We start from the raw sequence: 16,013 nt of genomic DNA, 5'->3' as shown, positions 1-16,013 counted from the left end.
GTAATTCCTAACTAAAAGTGGCCTTGTTGCATAGCTCGAAAAACCTACTCGATGTCATCCCCGCGTAGGCGGGGATCCAGAAAAATAACTTCAATATTGATATAGAAGTTACATATTATAAAATAAACATATAAAAAACTTGTTTTTTATATGTTTTACTGGATTCCCGCCTTCGCGGGAATGACATAAAACTAGCTGCAACAACGCCATTTTTAATTAGGGATGACGTCCGATTCTCTTAATCTCCCACTCTAACTTAACCCCGCTATCTTCACATACTTTCTGCTGGACGAAATTACCTAAATCTTCTAAATCCTTAGCGGTAGCATCACCATTATTTATCATAAAATTACAATGAAGTTCTGACATCGAAGCACCGCCTATTCTATAGCCTCTAAGCCCCGCTTTGTCAATAAGTTCCCAAGATTTACACCCTTCAGGATTTGCAAAAGTACTACCGCCAGTACGCTCTTTAATAGGCTGTGTAGATGATCTTGCGTTATTTATTTCATTCATCCGTAATAATATATTTTCACTATCGCCTTTATTTATTTTAAAAATAACTTTGAGAATAATTAAATTCTTTGGTAAATTATTACTGCGATATTTAAAACCGATTTCTTCATTTGTGAATGTTAAAAAGTTTCCTGCAAAGTCAATCGCTTCAATCTGCACTACAATATCTTTAAATTCAGAGCCGTAAGCACCGGCATTCATAGCAACACCGCCGCCGATAGTCCCTGGAATACCTACTAAAAACTCAAAACCGGAAATAGCATTTGCTTGACAAAATTTTGCTAAATTATAATTAAGGCAGCTGCTACCTACTATTAAATGATTATCTATAAACTCAATATTACTAAAATTCTGACCAAGTTTTATAACGACCCCTTCTATGCCGCCGTCTCTGATAATAATATTTGAGCCTGCTCCAAAAGTCTTTATAGGTAATTTTTGCTTATTTTGTATTAAGAAACTTTTTAAATCTTCGCTATCTAAAGGTTTAAAGAAAATTTCAGCATTACCGCCTACTTTAAACCATGTTAAGTGTTTTAAATTATAATCTTTTTTATACTCGCCTTTTACTATCGGTAAAATTAACATATTTAGTCCTGCTATTCGCTTTACTGTTATCTTCACTCTTTTGTCCCCTAGTGCACTTGACCCTATGTTATACGAACAGATGTCATTCCCGCAAAAGCGGGAATCCAGAAAAAAATGATAAAAACAAAGAAAATTATATACTAAATTTTTATATAATTTATTTAAAAAACTGGATTCCCGCTTTCGCGGGAATGACATAAGAGCTATACAACAATACCAGTCAAACCACAGTATGACAGCTAAAGCCACGGGATGACAATCTCCCATCTAATTCATTAGCAAAACTTGAAATATTACCTGCTCCCATCATAATTATCATATCACCAGAAGCTGCATTATCTATAATAACTCCAACCGCATCATCTAGCTCTGCTAGAAAATTTGCTTTATCGTGATGTTTACGCTTAGTAATCTTATCAACTAAACTTCGTCCTGTAATTCCTTCTATAGGGTTTTCACCTGCAGCATATATATCGGTAATATAGAGTATATCGGCATCAGCAAAGCAAAGCATAAAATCATCAAATAAATACTGCATTCTTGAATATCTGTGAGGCTGAAAAATAGCAATAACTTTACCGTTTTGTTTATTTGCTATATTTTTAGCCGTCGCAAGCGTTGCTTTGATTTCCTCAGGGTGATGAGCGTAATCATCGATAATTGAAGCGTTATTATATTCAGCTACTTTAGTAAATCGCCTCTTCACTCCTTTAAAATTATTAAAACCGTTTTTAATAGCTTTAATACCGAAATCTAATTCTATCCCAACGGCAATTGCAGCAAGACTATTTAAAATATTATGTCTTCCGGGCGTTGGAATAGTAATTTTTTCAATAATCGTTGTACCTAGTACATTTGGTAGACTAATTTTTACGTCAAAAGTAGAGGAGGCAATATCAGTGTTAATATTAAACGCTATAATATGAGCATCTTCCGAATCGATGCCATAAGTCACAATCTTCCTTTCAGTAATCTCGTCTACTAACTTACGCACTATTTTATGATCGATACAACAAACGGCAAAACCGTAAAACGGCAAATTAGTAATAAAGCTTCTAAAAGCACCAATTAATGTTTCAAAATCTCTATAATAATCTAAATGTTCAGGATCAATGTTAGTTATTATCGCAATAGTTGATGGAATATGAATAAACGTTGCATCCGATTCATCGGCCTCCGCAATTAAATAATTACTTGAACCAAGATATGCATTAGTCGATTTATTATTGATGATCCCACCGTTAATAACCGTAGGACATAAACCAGCTGCCTCAAATAAACAAGCAACTAAAGAAGTAGTAGTGGTTTTACCGTGCGATCCCGAAACTGCTACTGAACATTTTAATCTCATAAGTTCAGCAAGCATGTCCGCACGTCTAATAATTGGAATTTTACGCTCCAAAGCTTCTTTTATTTCAGGATTCTTTGGATTAATTGCCGATGAAATAACAACATACGACACATTGGTAATGTTCTGCTCGGCGTGTCCTAAAAATATTTTAATACCGTATGACTCAAGCCTTTTAGTATTATAATTTTCTACTAAATCGGAACCTTGTACTTTATAACCTAGATTATATAATATCTCGGCAATACCGCTCATGCCAACGCCGCCGATACCTATAAAATGTATAGTTTCTAAGGTTTGATTAGTTTTTTTTAATTCAAGTAACAGCATTTAAGTTTAATCATTTAAAATTGAGTTCTGCATATAGGTTTTAAGTAACATTGTCAAGTACTAACTGTGTCATACCGCGACTTGATCGCGGTATCCAGTTTAAAATATTAAAATCATTGATATTAAAAGTTATTTTTATGGATACCGTGGTCAAATCACGGCATAACATCGGAGTCTTTTTCAAGAGCCATGCAACAAAACCGATTCAGTATGACAATCATTAATCCACTCTATCAAATTTTGCTTCGGAATAGAAGTTTCCTTGTAGCCCATCGACTTTTAGATCAATTAAAAATTTAGCTATTTCTCCGTTTTCTACGAATTCAGCTACCGTTGCAATACCTAAATCTTCTGAAATTTTAATTAATCTTTCTACGAAATACCTACTTTGTACATCACTTGTAATACTACGCACATATTTACCGTCAATTTTGATAATATCAATTGGTAAACTTTGAAGTTGTTTAAAAGAAGTAAAACCCGCACCAAAATCGTCTAATGCAAATTTACATCCGTACTTATGTAGTTTATTAATAAATAAAGTTATTTTATCGTAATGCTGATTGAAAGAAGTTTCCGTAATTTCAATAATTAAACGATCCCGAACATTATGAGCTTTTAATAAGTTTTCTGCTATTTCCCATAAAGCTTCATCGCCTGTTCCTATATTTGAAATATTAACGGCTAACATTAAGTTTGGGTTGCGGACAAGTTCATTAACAGTCATTTCTAAAACAATTTGATCAATTATAAAAATTAATCCTTTATTTTCAGCAATAGGGATTATAGGACCTACGGAAATATAAACACCGTTCTCGTCAGGTATACGAAGCAGACATTCATAATAATGAATCTTCATAGTATTACGATCTATTATAGGCTGATAAGCAAATCGCATAGTCTTTTTTGCTAAGGCTTGTCGTAGTAAGTTAAGCTGAAGATTAGATTTTCTTATATTTTCCAAATCATGTTCTGTACTGCTATATTCACGGTAATAATAATTATTATTTTGTGAAAGTAACATATTTAATGTTTTTTCAATTTCTGTAGCATTATTACTACCTTTTTTTGGAAATTTAATACTAGCAATATAACAATTCATATAAATTGCCGGCTTCTGTTCATTAATATAAAGCTGCAAAAATAAATATAATTTTCTAGCAAAATTTTTAATTAAGTCAGAATCAGTAGTATTTAGGATAAATAATATTCTATCTTTCTTTATTTTCTTAAACTTTGAAAAAATATTAAGTTCTTTGCTTACATCTTCAATGATTTGATCTAAATCTTCAATTATAAAATGCTTACCCTGCTCTATAAATTCTATTTCATCATAATTAACTAATCTACAAGCAAAACATACGCCTTTTTCCAATTTATCTATCGCATCTTGTAAATCTTTATAATTCGTGCTTAATTCCGACATTGCCATGTGTATCATAAAATTATATACTTAAGAATATTAGGACATTTTTACTGTAAATGAAATAAAAATATGAACCGCATAGAAAGGATACAAGAAAAATTAAGTGTGTTAAAACCACATTTTCAAGAAATAATAGATGAAAGCTATAAACATGCTAGTCATTATAACGGAATTCACAGCCATATAAAAATAAGAATTTCTGCAGAAACATTACAGGGGCAAAGCCTAATTGCCAATCATCGCACGATTAATAACTTACTTGCCGATGAATTTAATAACGGCTTGCATGCTTTATCGATAGAGGTACTATGAAAACAAATAATATTTTAAAAGTAGCCGTTGGAGCTAGCAGCGTAGCACAAAAAGCCTTAAATAGTATAACGGATAAAAGCTGTGGCATAATTGAGGATAAAATACTTAAAGGTAATTACGTCACTCGCGAAGAATTTGAAAAATTACAAACTTTAGTAATAAAACTCAAGAAAGAATTAGCAGAGTTAAAGAGCAAATAATTAATCAACTAGTTTCAGAATTTTCTATTTTTGCTTTTAGCTCTTCTATTTCTTCTATAGTGAGCCATGTTGAATCTACTATTATATTGACATCTATATCTTTAAGTCACAAGTTCTTTGCTATTTCTATGCTTCTTTCTTTCCCTTTTTCACACTGTTCTTCCTAAAGCTATTTCCTCGGCATCTTCCATTAATTTCGCTCTTATATAGGCATCATATTCTTTGGCGGTGAGGTTATGCATTTCTATTATATTGTATGCATCTAATACCTTCTCGCTCTTTATATTTGCAGTGGGCTGTTTTCTGTTTCTGCACACTTAAATAAATGTAGCCACTCATCTATAGTAGTTTCAAGCTTATCTTTATCAAAATTTTAAGCTCTATAAATAACATAGGAAAAATCAAATAAATATTTGTTTTAGTTTCAAGCATTTTAGTCTTAATAAGTGAAATAACTATTACTGGTAATAAATCTTTATGCTTTATTCCTTGTGTAAGTTGCTGTACGTAAGAATGAGCAGAATAATATTGCACTCTTTTTAAGTAATCGCTTTCATTTCTTTTGTGCATCTCGATTATATACCAGCTACCAGCTTCATCTTTAACCTTTAAATCAAATATGCTTCTTGTTCCCTTTATCGAGCATAGGTACTTGCTCTACAGATATAAATTCTATTGCTTTAATTCTCAGCCCCTCAGGTAGTTCAAGAACTGCATTGATAAATTCCTTGAACCTCTCTAAATCACGAAAGATTTTTTTAAATACACTATCAATCAGTGGGATCTCAATATCTTTGCATATTAATTATTACTTTTGGTATTACTCATATTATATAGCTTTTTAAGTAATCAGTAAATAAATACTAGAATATGTACTGTTAATAGAATAATTATTGCTATTTTTTAACAAAAATTACGTACTTTGATCCGTTCTAATGGATACGATTGCTGACATGCCAGGAACTAGATTAGCATTTGGGGATTCAAAATCTATTAAAACAGGTACACGTTGTACGCTTTTAGTAAAATTACCGGTAGCATGATCTGGTGGGATTAAGCTAAATTTAGAGCCGGTCGCAGGAGCAATATTACGAATCTTCCCGTAAATTACCTTTTTAGGCAAAGCATCAAATTCAATTTTGACTTTCATGCCGGACTTAAATTTCTGAATTTGTGTTTCTTTAAAATTAGCCTGAATATACATAGTATTATCTTGAACTATAGAAAACAACACCCTACCCGGTACTATGTAATTTCCGACTTCTAAACTACTATTACCGAATATACCGGGTACCATAGCAATAAGTTTAGTATTTTGTAAGCTCCTTAAGGTTACTTTTTTATTTTCTGTTAGCTCTTTAAGTTTTTCCTGTTCTGCTGCTTTTTCAAGCTCAAGAAGCTGTAAATGTTGCTTAGATATATCTAAATCTAACTGTGCTTGTTTATAATCCGTTTTGGCTTTTTGATATGCGTTTTTAGAATCATCTAACGTTTTAGGGCTAGCAAATTTTGCCTTATTTAACTCCTGCACTCTCATAAAATCTGTTGCAACAATATCAAAGCTTATTTTATTAAGCTTTAATTTTTCAGCTGCTTGCTCTAGGCTACTCCGCCCTATTGAGATTTTTTGCTCTATAATTTCTATATTTTTTATGCAAGCTTCAATAGATGCTTCAAGTGCTGCAAGCTTTGCCTTATAATCTCTATCGTCAATTTCACCTATCAGATCGCCTTTATTAACTTTAGTATTATCGGTAACAAATAACTTTGTTAAAACACCGCTAACTTCAGCACTAACATTTGAAATATCTGCATCTATGTAAGCATTATCCGTAGATTGTGTATTGGCCCAAACATAAATTCTATATCCCAAATAAATAAATATGATTAAGGCTATAATAATTACATATTTAGTAAATGGATTATGTTTATATTTGTCGATAGCTTGTTGTAATACACTCGGCATAATTAACTTTACCAATACCCTCTATGTTTAAAAAAATAACAAATTGGTATAGAAAGAATATATATAACTGCAATTAACGGCAGTGAATACCATGGATATATGATAAGATTTATAATAACAAGAGCAACTAAAATCATTGCAAGCGATAAATATTCAGGTTTAATACTCAAATTTTTTGTTGAAATTGTAGGAAGCCTACTAGCAAGTAGAAAAGCTATAATAGCCAAATATATATTAATTGTTATAGTATGAGTACGGGTATTGATATTTAATAACGTACCGATTTCAAAATCTATCATTACAGGCATTAAAGCAAGTAAAGCACCGCATGGGGCAGGTACACCGGTAAAAAAATAGTCAGTTTTATCTTGTTTCGGTTGATAAATACCAACGTTAAAGCGAGCTAAACGTAGTGCCATACACACTATAAATAATAACATTACCGCTGATGAAAATACCTTATACTCATATTGTTGAAAAGACCATAAATATATCAGATAGGCAGGAGCTATACCGAAATTAGCAAAATCGCATAATGAATCAAGCTCTGCACCAAATGGACTAACTGCATTTAGCATCCTTGCTATTCTACCATCGATACTGTCAATAATTGCCGCTACTATAATGCAATATACCGCAAGTTCCCATCTGCTATCCAAAGCAAATTTTATAGAACTCATACCGGTTACTAAACCAAGCAACGTAATAAAGTTGGGAATTAATTTTATTAGAGGTACAGGCTTAGTTATTATAGATTTACGCATTTTTAACAATTTTTATACTCAAAATGTATTTATCACGTCATTGTAAGGAAAAAACAGTGTGGTTGCATGGCTGTCAATGTCTCATTCCTGCAAAAGCAGGAATCCAGAGAAAAATAATCTTAATTGGTACAAAATTATATATTTGATAAAATAAACAGATAAAAAACTTGTTGTTTATACATTTCACTAGATTCCCTCCCGCCTACGCGGGAATGACATAAACAAACCATGCCTACAGCTGCTCACAATGACGGTTTTAAAGTTATGAGGCTACTTCCTTTCAAACTTAAATTCTGTTGTCTTTTTACGTCCAAAATCAGCAATGATAGTTTCACCGCCTATAGCAGTCTGCCCTTTACTCACTAATAAAGCTGTTTTCAACGGTAGATAAACATCTACTCTGCTACCGAAACGAATTATACCGTATCGCTCGCCCGTTTTAACTTCATTACCCTCTTCTAAATCACAAACTATACGCCTTGCTATAAGTCCGGCTATTTGAACAAAAACAATTTTCTGACCTTGAGCCATTTCCATTAATACTGATTGACGCTCATTATAAATACTAGCTTTATCGAGTGAAGCATTAAAAAATTTTCCTGGATTATAATGAAGTGCTAAAATTTTTCCGTTTGCCGGGATTCTATTAACATGGACATTAAAAAGATTTAGAAAAATACTCACTCTAATCATTTCCACATCACCAAGTCCTAATTCCGGAGGCGGCAATGCTTCCTTAATTTCTTGAATTATTCCATCTGCGGGACTTATTACCAGATCATCACTTATAGGCACAAAGCGATCAGGATTACGGAAAAAATAAATACACCAAGCAGTAGCAATACATCCAATACAGCCAAGTTTTTCATTAAACGATGCTAATAAAAAACTTACTAATGCAAAGCTAGCAATAAATATATATCCTTCACGATGAATAATTTTAAATAAATCATTATATTGTTTCATTTTAATCTCTATGAATCTCCTTATTATTTTTAACTATGCCTGCTCTGCTTTATCCTCTTGGTTCTCACTCTCGTTTTCATCTTCGTCTTGAGGGGTAGCTTGGACTTCTTGCGCAGAACCAAGAGCATATACGCATAAATCCGGAAGTGGAACACCGTTTTTTTTGGCAAGATCATTTAGCTGTGATATTGCTTGCATAACATCATCAGGAATAGTACCACCTCTTTCGTCAGATAACCATTTTGCTTGAAATTGTAGCGGGTGATGCCCTTCTTGAGGCGTACCTATATAAAACTTAAACTTGGCTCTTTGTCCACTAAAATCGCAGTCAAATTCAAACTCTTTATAATGTGCCATAACTTTATGAATTAATAATTATATTAATATTATCATAACAATAAAAATGCAAATCTAAAATAATTTCTTGTCTAATATTTTTTAAGTTTTTTAGCAATATAACGATTTGAATATAGAAATTTACCGCTAGAATCTATAATTATCCCGCCTGCTTCCTTAATAAAAAGCTCAAATGCATAATATAATGTAAAATTTAATAATGATGATAAACATATTAAATCCGCTTTACCTGACGCTACAAGCGTAGCCCCATAGCAAAGAGAACCAAAAGATCTAATATTATCTACCTCTATCTCCTCCAAATCATTATGATTTACACCTTCAATAATTGCTAAACAGTTTTTTAAATCGGCATTATCGGAAACTCTAAGTCTTAATCCTTGATAATTAGAGTTTAAATTATTTTTTTCTATCCAAGCTCCCTTACCTTTTTCAGCATAATAAATTTCATTAAGAGCAGGAAAATATATTACTGTAGAAGTAGGAATTAAAACTTCTTGATTCCTTTTTAAATAAGTTACGGATATCGCAAAAAAAGGTATGCTTCTGGCGAAATTATTTGGGCTATCTATAGGATTAATTAAAAAAACACTCTCATAATTATTATTTAAATCGAATTTATCCTCCGGAAAAAATAAATATTGTGTATATTTTTGTAATTCTTCACATAATAAAGTTTTTAATTTTAAATAAGATCGCTTACAAAATTCTTCATTTCTTACAGAGTTTTTTTGTAGCATTTCGAGTTCTAAAAAATCTCTATGCAAAAACTTAACAGCTTTACGCAGGGCATTAATTAATAAATTAGTTATAGGTTGCATTTGATATTTTTAATTTAAGATATTAGTTTTAGAAATTATGTCGTATGGCTTTAAAAAATTGATACCATTCCTAGCTAAAAGCATTGCCTGAGTGGATGCTGAAAGTCGTCATTGTGAGGAAAAACTGTAAGTTTTGACTAAGCAATCTCAGGATATTTAACGAGATTGCCACGCAGCCTACGGCTCGCAATGACAGGGTGGTATCCATAGTTCAATAAAACAGCTTACTTCGCTCGCTCGACATATGTCATATCATCAGTTTTAACAACAATTTTTTCTCCTATTTCTAAATATTGCGGGACCTTAACTTTAATACCGTTTTCTAAAATTGCTGGTTTATAAGAAGCGGTAGCGGTTGCTCCTTTTATTACCGGATCAGTTTCACTAATTTCAAGTATAACAGTTGGAGGAAGCTCAATATTTAAAGGCTTGTCATTATAAAATTCGATTTTAACAATCATATTTTCAGTTAAGAAAGATAATTTTTCTTCTAACATTTCCTTGGAAATATTTATTTGATCAAAATGTTTAGTATCCATTAATACCAAATCATCACCTTCAAAATATAAAAATTGATAATCTTTTTGTTCAAGTTCAGCTTTTTCTAAATAATCGGCAGAACTGAATCTTTCGTTACGCTTTGTCCCTGTTTTTAAATTTTTCATCTCAACTTGTACATAAGCTCCACCTTTCCCGGGTTGAGTATGTTCCGGTGTTTTGCTGACAACCCATAAATCATTATTATACACTAATATGTTACCTGTTCTAATTGAATTTGCTGAAATTTTCATATATCATACATTTAAGACTTTAAATTAAAGTATAAATATACAAATTATTTCCTTTAAAAACAAGAATTTAATCTTATGACCACAATATTAGTAGTAGATGATATAGAACCCAATATTAAGTTACTAACAGCCAAACTTTTAAAAGAGTATTATACGGTTCTTACTGCAAATAGCGGTAAAGAAGCACTAGCAATTCTTAAAAAAGAAAAAATTGATATTATACTACTTGATGTTATGATGCCGGAAATTGATGGATTTGAGGTATGTAAAACGATAAAAACCGATCCGGAAACTACTCATATACCGGTTGTAATGGTAACTGCACTTTCCGATATTGATGATCGAGTTAAAGGTCTTGAGGCAGGAGCTGATGAGTTTTTAACAAAGCCGATTAACGATACTGCTCTATTTGTAAGACTTAAATCGCTATCTAGAATGAAAAGCTTAATTGATGAGTTAAAGCTTCGTAATAGCACTAATGCATTATTAGGCGTAACAAATATCGAAATGCATGACACTTTTGCAGATAAAAAAATATTACTCATTAATGATGATGTGGTGCAAACTAAAAATATAAAACAAATGTTACTTAAGCTTACCCAAAACGTAAAGGTAATAAGTAATTCCGATGAATTAGATATTATAAATGAATATACCCCCGATTTAGTAATTATCAGTAGTACGCTCGAAAATGACGATCCTTTGAGGATCAGTGTTATTTTAAGAGGTAAAGCAGAAATAAGCGGCGTAGTAATAATTTTACAAATTGATGAAGACGGTATGCCTTTGGTTGTGAAAGGTATTGAACTCGGTATTAATGATTATTTCGTTTATCCTATAGAGGAAAGCGAATTGCTTGCTAGAATTAGAACACAATTAAGACGTAAGCAATATCAAGATAATTTACGTAATGATCTTGAACAAAGTGTCAATTTAGCAGTTAAAGACGGTCTAACCGGCTTATTTAATCGTCGCTATTTCGATATACATCTCAAACAAATTATTGAGAAAACTAATAAAGAAAGTATTAAATTATGTTTACTTATGTGCGATATCGACAATTTTAAACATGTAAACGATACTTACGGTCATCAAGCAGGCGATAAGGTTTTAACAATTGTATCCCGTATTTTGAAGAATACTCTCAGAGTAACAGACTTAATAGCAAGATTCGGCGGTGAAGAATTTACTATACTCTTAACGGATATAGATATTTCTAAAGCAATTGAAACTGCGGAGAGAGTGAGAGTTAAAATAGAATATATGAATTTTCACATTGAAGATCAAATTGAACCTTTAAAAACAACTATTTCAATCGGAGTTACGAAATATAAAAAAGAAGAATCAATAGAATCTTTCATTGAACGTGCTGACAAAGCTATGTATGAAGCTAAAACAACGGGTAAAAATAAAGTAGTAAAATTATAATTGATTTTTTAAAGTAAAAAAATAATGAGCAATTCTTCCAAAAAACATCTTGATTTACCATATAGACCAGGGGTCGGCATGATGATATTAAATGCCGATAACCATATATTCGTCGGTAAAAGAATAGATACAAAAATATCTGCATGGCAAATGCCGCAAGGTGGGATAGTTCCCGGCGAAACACCAAGTATTGCAGCAATGCGTGAGATGTTAGAAGAAATAGGCAGCGATAAAGGATATATTATTGCCGAAAGCAAATGCTGGTATAGTTATGATGTACCAAGCTTTTTAATACCTAAACTGTGGAACGGTAATTTTCGTGGACAAAAACAACGCTGGTTTTTAATTAGGTTTACCGGAAATAACGAAGATATTAATATAAATACCTCTAATCCGGAATTTGACCAATGGCGTTGGGCATCACTTGATGAACTCTTATCTATTATAATACCGTTTAAACGTAAACTTTACCAAGCCGTCGTAAAAGAATTTGAATCATTAATTCAGTAAAAATTTTATATATATAGTACTTGTAGAACAACACTATTTACCTCTTTATCACCTTCAATTCATTCATTTATAGTACTAATAATGAAATATCAGTATTATTGCCTAAAGTAAATACAACACACTCATTTGTTCCTCTAGACAATAAACTAATCTTTATCGCAACTAGATGCAATCATATAATATGTACGTACTATCATTCTTTATTAGGTTATAATTATAATCACCGATTATATGTGCAGTAAATGCATTTGCTAGATTAGATATAGTTATATTAGCAATAAAATCTTTTACTGCTCTTATATGAAATAAGTTTATAATGAAATTACTTAGACAGTAATTTGTTGTTGTTTCAGTTTCCCAATTAACCGTATCAATTTGAGTTTCCGGCATTAAAAATCATGAATTTATATCTTCAAACGCAAATTTTAGCTCTCTAACCAATCCATATAAAATATATTTTTTATCAGCAATATGTACAAAGGTATGATCAGGATGCTCATCTAAAAAATATGTAGAGGTATTAGAAAAAGGTTTTAAATCTACAGAATATACCTTATTTCTATCAAGGCTTTGGTCATAACTATTTTCACTAGAATCAGCTGGTATTAAATTTGGTAATAAAATAAGTCTACAAAAATAACCGATTAACTTAACCATATTTGGTAAAAATTTAATATGATAATTTGGCATAACGTTACTTTATGTTTATTATAACATGTCTTATTATTAAGATTATTGTTATAATTCAATTAATTTAATAAGAAACCATAGTTTAGCTGCTGTTGATACTTGTGTGATTTTTGCTATTATTCTTTTCACTTAAGTAATTCAACCTGAAAATAATTAGATTTTACTTTCTATCTTTGCAGCCAATATAAAGTCGTTTTCCATAAGACCGTCGATTTTATGAGTCCATATTTCCACACTACATGCTCCCCAAGATATAGTTAAATCGGGATGCTATGCTGCCTGCTCTGCAATTTCAGTTATCTTATTTGCAAATTCCATAGCTTTTATAAAATTAGAAAATTTATATTTTTTATAAAGAGGCCCTAATGCATTCACTTGCCACTCACTTTGTAATTGAACTAATAACTTATCAATTTCTTTTTCTCAAGTGGCAGAACTCCACCCTCACATGGTATGCATCTTTTCTCACTGAATACTGTCATAGTTTTTTTCTATATCAAAGTTAAAATATTGATCTTTATAAGGCTCATCTGCAAGTTGTATAATGCCACCACTCAATTTTACATGCTTTAAAATTATGTTTTTGTATCTTAGAACATAAATAATTACGTTTTGCTAAATATTGCTTATCAATTAATTTACTATCATTAGGTAAAGCTTCATCAAATAAGTCAAAAGAAGTATACATGTCTACCGTATTGTCATCTAAAGAGGATTATAACACGCGCGTCTTTCAGCTTTCTCTTAATAATAACTTCAGAATTATTATGCACTTCCTTCTGAAGCTTTATTATTGATCAAGCTACAGTATTACTATGACTAGATCTTTCAGCTATATAACCTAATATAAAACATTTAGACTTATCTCTATATGGGTAAAAGCTTTCCTTATTTTTTTTGATCAATATTATCTTTGCTCCATCTTAAAAATGTTGTACAGCTTTTTGTGGCCTATATGCATATAATCAGTGAATAACCATCTTTTTGTATCTCAGCTTGGTACTGCTCTAAGAGCCTTAACAGCTTATATGGTTAAAATTGCTTCCGGTGCTTTATAACCATCTACCTTTTTACCAACAAAATTTTCATCTGAATAATAATGCATATTTTGAATAATTGTAGGGTCGATATCTTTCAGATACATGAACCCTTTAAGTAAGGATTCAGCATATATTGGAAGAAAGCTCATAAATATAAAAATTAAACTTGTTAAAATCAATTTCATAAAATGCTAGGCTTTGTAAAGATTTCTAATTGATTTTATTTTGAGATATTTTTTAGTGCAAATCATCGTTTTAGAGATCTTCACAGAACCTAATATAAAATAGACTCCTTGGCATAATCTCTTTTCTAAAGGTCATTTGGATCTGGTACTCGAATCCTTACATAGATTTGGCTACGCTCCGGTTCTATGTGCTGTGCCTCCTTCAAATTCCTCTTTATAAAATAGGTTATGCAAGAAGTCTAATATTTATCTTATACAAAATTTTATTAAAAACTATGGAACTGTTAACTTAACAGTACTATAGTAAACTCACCCCCATTTTGTGCCAGGCACGAAGGTAGAGCCTATATATAATAGACGAGAGGATGAACAACGAAGCACAAAGTTCAAATCAGTTTACTATAGAACTGTCAAAAAGACTGATGAATGGTAGCGAGGGAGGGATTTGAACCCCCGACACACGGATTATGATTCCGTCGCTCTAACCAGCTGAGCTACCCCGCCAGGGGAAAAGTGTTTATATAATTTGTTAAGAAGTGTCATTCTAGATAAAAGCGGTTGCATGGCTTGGAAAATGTACTTAGTGTCATACCGTGGCTTGACCACGGTATCCCAAAAAAATAACTTAAAATACTAATTAATTTAAATACTTTAAGCTGAATCCCACGATCAAGTCGCGGGATGATAATAAAAAATTGATCCATGCAACAATTGACTAGCAACTTCTCAAATTGTATCTTAACGTTTAGAGAATTGTGTTTTCTTACGTGCTTTACGTTGTCCGTATTTCTTACGCTCTACTACCCTAGAATCACGTGTTAAAAGACCACCTTTACGCAAAATAGCACGAAAATCTGGAGCAGATTTATCTAAAGCTTTAGAAATTCCATGTAAAATAGCACCTTTCTGCCCTGAAATTCCTCCACCTCTAACAGTACAAATTATATCATACTGATCAATAGTTTTTGTTAAGACAAACGGCTGTAAGATAGTTTTCACATAAGTTTCAGAAGGAAAATACTGGGCTATTGTTTTTTTATTAACAACTATTTTTCCTTTTCCTACTTTAAGCCATACTCGTGCTATAGCATTTTTTCTTTTACCTGTAGCATAAAACTTGCCTAAATTATCTATTTTTTCTTTAGGAGTTTTTAATACTAAAGGTTCTTTAGTTAACTGCTTTTCTACTTTTTCTGTTTTAATTTTTAACTCGGGCATATTCTATTACTTTTTATTTTTTGGATTTTGGCTTGCAAAATCATAAACAGTAGGTTGCTGTGCCATATGAGGATGATCACCATTTGCATAAACATACAAATTACTCATTTGCTTAGCACCTAAAGCATTTCTTGTAATCATTCTTTTTACGGCCATTTTAATAACTCTCTCAGGGTGTTTACCACTTAAGATTTTACCTGCCGTAGTATCTTTTATCCCACCTGGAAATCCTGTATATCTGTAATATATTTTTCCGTCTTTGGGATTTGCTTTTTTACCTGTTAAGTTTACATGCTCCGCATTTATTATGATTATATTATCACCACAATCTAAATGAGGTGTAAAGCTAGGCTTATGCTTGCCGCGTAGCATATTAGCAACTCTGCTAGCGAGTCGTCCTAGTACAATATTTTTTGCGTCTATGACCCACCATTTCTTTTCAATTTCCGATGGCTTTGCCGAGTAAGTTTTCACAATAGTATCTTTTTTAATTAGAATTTAAAATTAAAGAATCAAGCAACATATTTAATACCATTAATACCCACTATCTGTCAAGC

Annotated in this window: 21 protein-coding genes, 1 tRNA gene and 1 pseudogene; 4 read left to right on the top strand and 19 right to left on the bottom strand. The window is 31.7% G+C overall.

The features are described from left to right. Positions 1–216 precede the first annotated feature (216 nt). From murB to BTU51_RS01905, 3 genes are all read right to left on the bottom strand, one after another. Positions 217–1,104, bottom strand: a complete 888-nt coding sequence (murB, locus tag BTU51_RS01915; RefSeq protein ID WP_012150547.1) for a UDP-N-acetylmuramate dehydrogenase — start codon at positions 1,102–1,104, stop codon at positions 217–219. Between the two features lie 220 nt (positions 1,105–1,324). Beyond that, positions 1,325–2,782, bottom strand: coding sequence for a UDP-N-acetylmuramate--L-alanine ligase (gene murC / locus BTU51_RS01910; protein WP_012150546.1), 1,458 nt, complete (start codon positions 2,780–2,782; stop codon positions 1,325–1,327). Between the two features lie 220 nt (positions 2,783–3,002). Next, entirely contained in the window at positions 3,003–4,223 is a 1,221-nt protein-coding gene (locus tag BTU51_RS01905) for an EAL domain-containing protein (RefSeq protein WP_012262282.1), read from the bottom strand. A gap of 54 nt (positions 4,224–4,277) precedes the next feature. Between BTU51_RS01905 and BTU51_RS01900 the strand changes: the two genes are divergently transcribed. After that, the gene (locus tag BTU51_RS01900) at positions 4,278–4,520 is read left to right on the top strand and encodes a BolA family protein (protein ID WP_012262281.1); all 243 of its coding nucleotides are present in this window, start codon (positions 4,278–4,280) and stop codon (positions 4,518–4,520) included. After that, positions 4,517–4,720 (top strand): hypothetical protein, encoded by a 204-nt coding sequence (locus BTU51_RS01895; protein WP_004996338.1) that lies wholly within the window; start codon positions 4,517–4,519, stop codon positions 4,718–4,720. The genes BTU51_RS01900 and BTU51_RS01895 overlap by 4 nt, the downstream gene beginning before the upstream one ends. A 339-nt stretch (positions 4,721–5,059) precedes the next feature. Here the strand turns inward: BTU51_RS01895 and BTU51_RS09045 are convergent, their stop codons facing one another. The 7 genes from BTU51_RS09045 to efp form a co-directional block, all read right to left on the bottom strand. Continuing rightward, the gene (locus tag BTU51_RS09045; protein WP_230453578.1) at positions 5,060–5,296 is read right to left on the bottom strand and encodes an Rpn family recombination-promoting nuclease/putative transposase; all 237 of its coding nucleotides are present in this window, start codon (positions 5,294–5,296) and stop codon (positions 5,060–5,062) included. Positions 5,297–5,633: 337 nt separating this feature from the next. Further along, complete coding sequence (locus tag BTU51_RS01885; RefSeq protein WP_014362308.1) at positions 5,634–6,686, bottom strand: HlyD family secretion protein; 1,053 nt, start codon at positions 6,684–6,686, stop codon at positions 5,634–5,636. A gap of 8 nt (positions 6,687–6,694) precedes the next feature. Beyond that, positions 6,695–7,459, bottom strand: coding sequence for a CDP-diacylglycerol--serine O-phosphatidyltransferase (gene pssA / locus BTU51_RS01880; RefSeq protein WP_012150540.1), 765 nt, complete (start codon positions 7,457–7,459; stop codon positions 6,695–6,697). Between the two features lie 261 nt (positions 7,460–7,720). Continuing rightward, positions 7,721–8,416: a phosphatidylserine decarboxylase gene (locus BTU51_RS01875; protein ID WP_012150539.1), complete on the bottom strand. Its 696-nt coding sequence runs from the start codon at positions 8,414–8,416 to the stop codon at positions 7,721–7,723. Between the two features lie 33 nt (positions 8,417–8,449). Continuing rightward, positions 8,450–8,773 carry a DUF2610 domain-containing protein gene (locus BTU51_RS01870; RefSeq protein WP_012150538.1) on the bottom strand — a complete coding sequence of 108 codons (324 nt, stop codon included), beginning with the start codon at positions 8,771–8,773 and terminating at the stop codon, positions 8,450–8,452. Between the two features lie 71 nt (positions 8,774–8,844). After that, on the bottom strand, positions 8,845–9,594 hold the full coding sequence (locus BTU51_RS01865; RefSeq protein ID WP_012150537.1) for an inositol monophosphatase family protein: 750 nt from the start codon (positions 9,592–9,594) through the stop codon (positions 8,845–8,847). A 224-nt stretch (positions 9,595–9,818) separates the two neighbouring features. Then, entirely contained in the window at positions 9,819–10,385 is a 567-nt protein-coding gene (gene efp / locus BTU51_RS01860) for an elongation factor P (RefSeq protein WP_012150536.1), read from the bottom strand. A gap of 75 nt (positions 10,386–10,460) precedes the next feature. Between efp and BTU51_RS01855 the strand changes: the two genes are divergently transcribed. Together BTU51_RS01855 and BTU51_RS01850 are read left to right on the top strand one after the other, a co-directional pair. After that, positions 10,461–11,813: a PleD family two-component system response regulator gene (locus BTU51_RS01855; protein WP_012262280.1), complete on the top strand. Its 1,353-nt coding sequence runs from the start codon at positions 10,461–10,463 to the stop codon at positions 11,811–11,813. A gap of 24 nt (positions 11,814–11,837) precedes the next feature. Beyond that, positions 11,838–12,323: an RNA pyrophosphohydrolase gene (locus BTU51_RS01850; protein ID WP_012150535.1), complete on the top strand. Its 486-nt coding sequence runs from the start codon at positions 11,838–11,840 to the stop codon at positions 12,321–12,323. Positions 12,324–12,485: 162 nt separating this feature from the next. On the opposite strand, the gene BTU51_RS01845 is transcribed toward BTU51_RS01850, so the two are convergent. The 9 genes and pseudogenes from BTU51_RS01845 to rplM all read right to left on the bottom strand — a co-directional run bounded on the left by BTU51_RS01845 (position 12,486) and on the right by rplM (position 15,930). Beyond that, positions 12,486–12,713, bottom strand: coding sequence for a hypothetical protein (locus BTU51_RS01845; protein ID WP_012150534.1), 228 nt, complete (start codon positions 12,711–12,713; stop codon positions 12,486–12,488). A gap of 6 nt (positions 12,714–12,719) precedes the next feature. Next, positions 12,720–13,013, bottom strand: a complete 294-nt coding sequence (locus tag BTU51_RS01840; protein ID WP_012262279.1) for a hypothetical protein — start codon at positions 13,011–13,013, stop codon at positions 12,720–12,722. 153 nt (positions 13,014–13,166) lie between these two features. Beyond that, positions 13,167–13,495: pseudogene (locus BTU51_RS08770) on the bottom strand (4a-hydroxytetrahydrobiopterin dehydratase). 44 nt (positions 13,496–13,539) lie between these two features. After that, positions 13,540–13,701 (bottom strand): M15 family metallopeptidase domain-containing protein, encoded by a 162-nt coding sequence (locus tag BTU51_RS01830; protein WP_012150531.1) that lies wholly within the window; start codon positions 13,699–13,701, stop codon positions 13,540–13,542. Between the two features lie 336 nt (positions 13,702–14,037). Continuing rightward, positions 14,038–14,238, bottom strand: coding sequence for a M15 family metallopeptidase domain-containing protein (locus tag BTU51_RS01825; RefSeq protein WP_012262278.1), 201 nt, complete (start codon positions 14,236–14,238; stop codon positions 14,038–14,040). Between the two features lie 427 nt (positions 14,239–14,665). Further along, positions 14,666–14,742: transfer RNA gene (locus tag BTU51_RS01820), tRNA-Met, on the bottom strand. A gap of 35 nt (positions 14,743–14,777) precedes the next feature. Further along, positions 14,778–14,942 (bottom strand): hypothetical protein, encoded by a 165-nt coding sequence (locus tag BTU51_RS08085; protein ID WP_155105196.1) that lies wholly within the window; start codon positions 14,940–14,942, stop codon positions 14,778–14,780. A 34-nt stretch (positions 14,943–14,976) separates the two neighbouring features. After that, positions 14,977–15,456 (bottom strand): 30S ribosomal protein S9, encoded by a 480-nt coding sequence (gene rpsI, locus BTU51_RS01815; RefSeq protein WP_012150530.1) that lies wholly within the window; start codon positions 15,454–15,456, stop codon positions 14,977–14,979. 6 nt (positions 15,457–15,462) lie between these two features. Further along, positions 15,463–15,930: a 50S ribosomal protein L13 gene (gene rplM, locus BTU51_RS01810; RefSeq protein ID WP_012150529.1), complete on the bottom strand. Its 468-nt coding sequence runs from the start codon at positions 15,928–15,930 to the stop codon at positions 15,463–15,465. Positions 15,931–16,013: the final 83 nt, after the last annotated feature.

The organism is Rickettsia rickettsii (assembly GCF_001951015.1).
Lineage (GTDB): Bacteria > Pseudomonadota > Alphaproteobacteria > Rickettsiales > Rickettsiaceae > Rickettsia > Rickettsia rickettsii.
This window is presented reverse-complemented; position numbering and strand designations above follow the sequence as displayed.

Excerpts from the sequence above, each read along its gene's own strand:
- BTU51_RS01870 (WP_012150538.1), bottom strand. The coding sequence starts at position 8,773 with ATGGCACATTATAAAGAGTTTGAATTTGACTGCGATTTTAGTGGACAA.
- BTU51_RS01850 (WP_012150535.1), top strand. The coding sequence starts at position 11,838 with ATGAGCAATTCTTCCAAAAAACATCTTGATTTACCATATAGACCAGGG.
- rpsI (WP_012150530.1), bottom strand. The coding sequence starts at position 15,456 with ATGCCCGAGTTAAAAATTAAAACAGAAAAAGTAGAAAAGCAGTTAACT.
- BTU51_RS01825 (WP_012262278.1), bottom strand. The coding sequence starts at position 14,238 with ATGAAATTGATTTTAACAAGTTTAATTTTTATATTTATGAGCTTTCTT.
- murC (WP_012150546.1), bottom strand. The coding sequence starts at position 2,782 with ATGCTGTTACTTGAATTAAAAAAAACTAATCAAACCTTAGAAACTATA.
- BTU51_RS01905 (WP_012262282.1), bottom strand. The coding sequence starts at position 4,223 with ATGATACACATGGCAATGTCGGAATTAAGCACGAATTATAAAGATTTA.
- murB (WP_012150547.1), bottom strand. The coding sequence starts at position 1,104 with ATGTTAATTTTACCGATAGTAAAAGGCGAGTATAAAAAAGATTATAAT.
- BTU51_RS01875 (WP_012150539.1), bottom strand. The coding sequence starts at position 8,416 with ATGAAACAATATAATGATTTATTTAAAATTATTCATCGTGAAGGATAT.
- BTU51_RS01845 (WP_012150534.1), bottom strand. The coding sequence starts at position 12,713 with ATGCCGGAAACTCAAATTGATACGGTTAATTGGGAAACTGAAACAACA.
- BTU51_RS01865 (WP_012150537.1), bottom strand. The coding sequence starts at position 9,594 with ATGCAACCTATAACTAATTTATTAATTAATGCCCTGCGTAAAGCTGTT.
- BTU51_RS01830 (WP_012150531.1), bottom strand. The coding sequence starts at position 13,701 with ATGTATACTTCTTTTGACTTATTTGATGAAGCTTTACCTAATGATAGT.
- BTU51_RS01895 (WP_004996338.1), top strand. The coding sequence starts at position 4,517 with ATGAAAACAAATAATATTTTAAAAGTAGCCGTTGGAGCTAGCAGCGTA.
- BTU51_RS01885 (WP_014362308.1), bottom strand. The coding sequence starts at position 6,686 with ATGCCGAGTGTATTACAACAAGCTATCGACAAATATAAACATAATCCA.
- BTU51_RS01855 (WP_012262280.1), top strand. The coding sequence starts at position 10,461 with ATGACCACAATATTAGTAGTAGATGATATAGAACCCAATATTAAGTTA.
- BTU51_RS01840 (WP_012262279.1), bottom strand. The coding sequence starts at position 13,013 with ATGCCAAATTATCATATTAAATTTTTACCAAATATGGTTAAGTTAATC.
- efp (WP_012150536.1), bottom strand. The coding sequence starts at position 10,385 with ATGAAAATTTCAGCAAATTCAATTAGAACAGGTAACATATTAGTGTAT.
- BTU51_RS08085 (WP_155105196.1), bottom strand. The coding sequence starts at position 14,942 with ATGGATCAATTTTTTATTATCATCCCGCGACTTGATCGTGGGATTCAG.
- BTU51_RS01900 (WP_012262281.1), top strand. The coding sequence starts at position 4,278 with ATGAACCGCATAGAAAGGATACAAGAAAAATTAAGTGTGTTAAAACCA.